General features: G+C 48.9%; 5 protein-coding genes. All 5 read right to left on the bottom strand.

Features of this window, described 5'->3' with window-relative positions:
• Positions 1-1,449: circadian clock protein KaiC (gene kaiC, locus GF404_11440; protein ID MBD3382794.1), on the bottom strand; the 1,449-nt coding region annotated here is incomplete at its 3' end.
• A 42-nt stretch (positions 1,450-1,491) separates the two neighbouring features.
• The gene (gene kaiB / locus GF404_11435; GenBank protein ID MBD3382793.1) at positions 1,492-1,788 is read right to left on the bottom strand and encodes a circadian clock protein KaiB; all 297 of its coding nucleotides are present in this window, start codon (positions 1,786-1,788) and stop codon (positions 1,492-1,494) included.
• Positions 1,781-2,698, bottom strand: coding sequence for a response regulator (locus tag GF404_11430; GenBank protein ID MBD3382792.1), 918 nt, complete (start codon positions 2,696-2,698; stop codon positions 1,781-1,783). The genes kaiB and GF404_11430 overlap by 8 nt, the downstream gene beginning before the upstream one ends.
• On the bottom strand, positions 2,644-3,099 hold the full coding sequence (locus GF404_11425) for a response regulator (protein ID MBD3382791.1): 456 nt from the start codon (positions 3,097-3,099) through the stop codon (positions 2,644-2,646). The genes GF404_11430 and GF404_11425 overlap by 55 nt, the downstream gene beginning before the upstream one ends.
• A 72-nt stretch (positions 3,100-3,171) precedes the next feature.
• Positions 3,172-3,532 (bottom strand): GHKL domain-containing protein (locus GF404_11420; GenBank protein ID MBD3382790.1); only part of this gene is annotated, 361 nt, incomplete at its 5' end.

Genomic DNA, 3,532 nt, shown 5'->3' with positions numbered 1-3,532 from the left:
TCCGGCCAAAATGCCTGAGATATTGCGAAACGCCCTGCCGATATGCATGCCTGTCTCATCTATACTGAACTCGCGAATCTCTTTTTCATGGGCTGATCCGCGCATCTTCAGCACTGTCACCCCGCGGCGCATCTCGCCGTAGATTTCGACGTATCTGAGCAGGATGATCGAATCAGTCACAGTTGAAATGTGTGCTTCAGTGATCGAAGTACCACCCATCAGGGTCGGCGTGGTGGATGTAAACAGCCCGGCGATTTCCTGGTGCTTGATAAAAGATGTCAGCCCGATAACGAATTCACGAAAGCCCTTAGGGGTAGCCACACGTTCCAACGCGGATAAACTGTCAACCGCTACCCGCGTCGGTTTGAATTCCTCAATTTCGCGCTTGATTTTTATAAGGTGATCTTCCAGACCCATCACTTCAGGATACTCGCAGACGACCTTGAGCCTGTCCTCTTTTTCAAGCTTCTCGAAATCCATTCCCCAGCCGAAGGCGTTGCGGAAAAGCTGGTCACGGCTTTCCTCGTAGGCAAACAGCAGACAGCGCTCATTTTGATTATTGCAGTCGGAAATAAAGTGGGTCACCATAAGGGTCTTGCCGGTACCTGTCGCACCGGAGACCAGAATTATAGAATCTCGGAAAAAACCGCCACCGCACATCCGGTCGAGTTGCTCTACCCCCGATGTAATCCGTATCTGTGAAGATCTCTGCTCGAGTTGCATGGCAGAAAGGGGAATTACGATAATACCCTGATTGGGCATGATCGTAAACGGATACTCGCCTTTTTGGTGAAAGGTGCCCCTGAACTTAAGAATCTCCAGCGTGCGCCGACGCTTTTCGTCATCGAGCACATTGCGCAGGATGATTACGTTGTCAGCCACGAACTCTTCTACGTCAAAACGGGCAATTTCACCGTATTCGCTGGTTCTTTCTGCTGTCATGACAGTGGTCATACCGATCTTCTTCAAAGCTGTGGCGATTTTTAAAAGCTCGGCCCTGACAACCGAACGGTTTGTAAACTGATTGAAGATCGCTCCCAGCGAGTCCATTGCCATCCTGCGGGCGTTGACCTTGCGGATGGCGTTTTCGATTCGCACCAGCAAAGCTCCCAGGTCGTAGCCGCTGGTAATGATTGTCTCGACTTCGAAATGAGGTGAGGCATCCACAAACGCCCATTTATCATCAGCTTCCCACTGGGCGATATCCCACCCGAAACTGAGCATGTTATTGCGGATGTCTTCGGGAGACTCTTCAAATGTGACAAAAACTCCACTTTCATTTTTCTTTTGGATACCTTCGGCCAGGTACTGGCAGGCCATGACTGTCTTGGCGCTTCCCGCTGATCCGGAAATCAAGGTCGTCCGATTTCTGGGTAAGCCCCCGCAGGATACATGATCGAAACCGGGAATGCCGGTTTCCAATTTGGGGACTTCCAGCTTGTCCTGCATGTGTTCGTTGATACTCTCCAATTCTGAAATCTCCAGATGTGTCTATGTATTAATTCCTTTTTCCTTGTTAGATTTGACATCCAGCCCCAAAAGCACCTGATCCGAATCGGACAGGTCCCCGATTATGCGTCTCAGGGGAGGAGGCAGTTCCCGTACCAGTGTCGGTGTGGCGATAATCCTCTCGTCCTCGGCCAGCTGGGGTCGCTCGAGAACATCGATTACGATCAGTTCGTAGGTCCCTTTCAGGTCGCGATCGCAAATTTCACGGAGATTCGCGATGGCCTTGTCCGACCTGGGAGTATTCCCGGTAACGTATAATTTAAGTATGTATTTACTCATTAATCTCCTCCTCGATCTCATTCGAGGAATGCTTTAGAGGTTCCCGTGTTTTATTGTCACCACTAATGTAAATATTATTTCGATAGAACAATGCCAGGTAGCCGGTAAGTTCTAAAACCAGCAGGCGGGCTTCCTCAATGAAGGCCGCCGCCCGTTCCGAATTCATCGAGGACACTTCGCTTTTTATCACACTGACATGGATATCGATCAGGTCTCGTGGACCTGCCCGCAGTCCTCCCAGCTTATCGATCAGGTCACGTTCATCGGATGTATAGCTTGTGTTGGTTTTATAGGCCCGTTTTTCAAGCGCCATGTTCAGCAGGCGTGAATACTCAGCAGTTAACTGCTTGAATATCTCGGGATAACTTTCGCGCAGCGGGCCGATCCCGTACAGGCTGGTCGATACCGTGGTCTCTCCGGAGCCGGTCAATTTCTCAAGGCGAGTGATCTCTTCTTCCATACGAGCCATGTAATGACTACGTTCGATTGCATAGCGGATTGCCTTAACGAGTTGTTCAGGGCTGGTGTCACTCTTGATCAGGCAGTCCTGGGCACCTTTACGCATGGTCTGGATCGCTGTTGCATCATCGGTATACCCTGTCAGGATAACCACTGGAATCGTGCCGGCTTCTCTCTGCATCCGGTTGAAAGTCTCGAGACCCCGGCTGTCTGGCAAATACAGGTCGAGAAGGATCGCATCGACACTGTTCTTCTGGATATAGCCGACTGCATCTTCCAGACTGCCGGCCGAAGAGACATCGAAACCAGGATAACTTTCCTCCGAGAGAAGCTCCCGTATAAGGCGCTCGTCGCCGGAGTTGTCTTCCACTAAAAGAACTTTGATCACATCCAGGGTCAAAATCCCTCCTCGGTTATTGCACGCGAAGGCAGTTGCACGATTGTCAGCCAGAAGCTTTCAATCGATTTCACTACATTGATAAATTGATCCAGGTCGACCGGTTTGGTGATGTAGCAATTTACATACAGGTCGTAAGCCTGAAGAACATCTTTTTCATCCTGCGAAGAGGTCAAAATCACGATCGGTATCTTCCTGAATTCCGGATCGTTTTTGATATCTTTGAGAATTTCACGGCCGTCACGTCCCGGAAGATTGAGATCCAGAAGGATCAGATCCGGATGAGGTGTGTTGGCAAATTCTCCTTCACTGCGAAGAAAAGGCATAACCATGAAACCGTCTTCGATCACAAACAAGTTGTTCCTGACCTTGCCCTCCCGCAGACATTCTTTTGTCAGACGAATATCCCCGGGATTGTCCTCGATCAGCAGAATATCAATCGCCCTGCCATCCATGACAAGCTCTCCCTGAAAATTTATTGATGTACAGTGTTTTTGATATATTTATTAAATCCGACATGATTTCAACTAAATTTTTCCAGGCAATGTGAAATAGAAAGTACTGCCTTGTCCCGGGACGGATTCGACCCATATTTTACCCTCGTGACGGTTCACGATCTTTTCACAGATTGCCAGTCCGATCCCCGTACTATCTTTTTGCCGATTCAATTTACTGAATAGAACAAAGATTCTATCGAGATCGGTTTTATCTATTCCAATGCCGTTGTCGGCAACTGAGAAGATCCATTCCTCTTCAGATGATTCACATCCAATCGAAATCTCAAGTGGATTGTCGGATCGGAACTTGATCGCGTTGGACAGAAGATTCTGCATCAGCTGGATCATCTGGGTTTCGTCAGCAGTAACTATCGGAAGATCTGCAGACTTG

The organism is Candidatus Zixiibacteriota bacterium, from assembly GCA_014728145.1.
Taxonomy (GTDB): Bacteria; Zixibacteria; MSB-5A5; order JAABVY01; family JAABVY01; genus WJMC01.
Note: the sequence above shows the minus strand (reverse complement) of the source record. Positions and strands in the feature narration are given on the sequence as shown.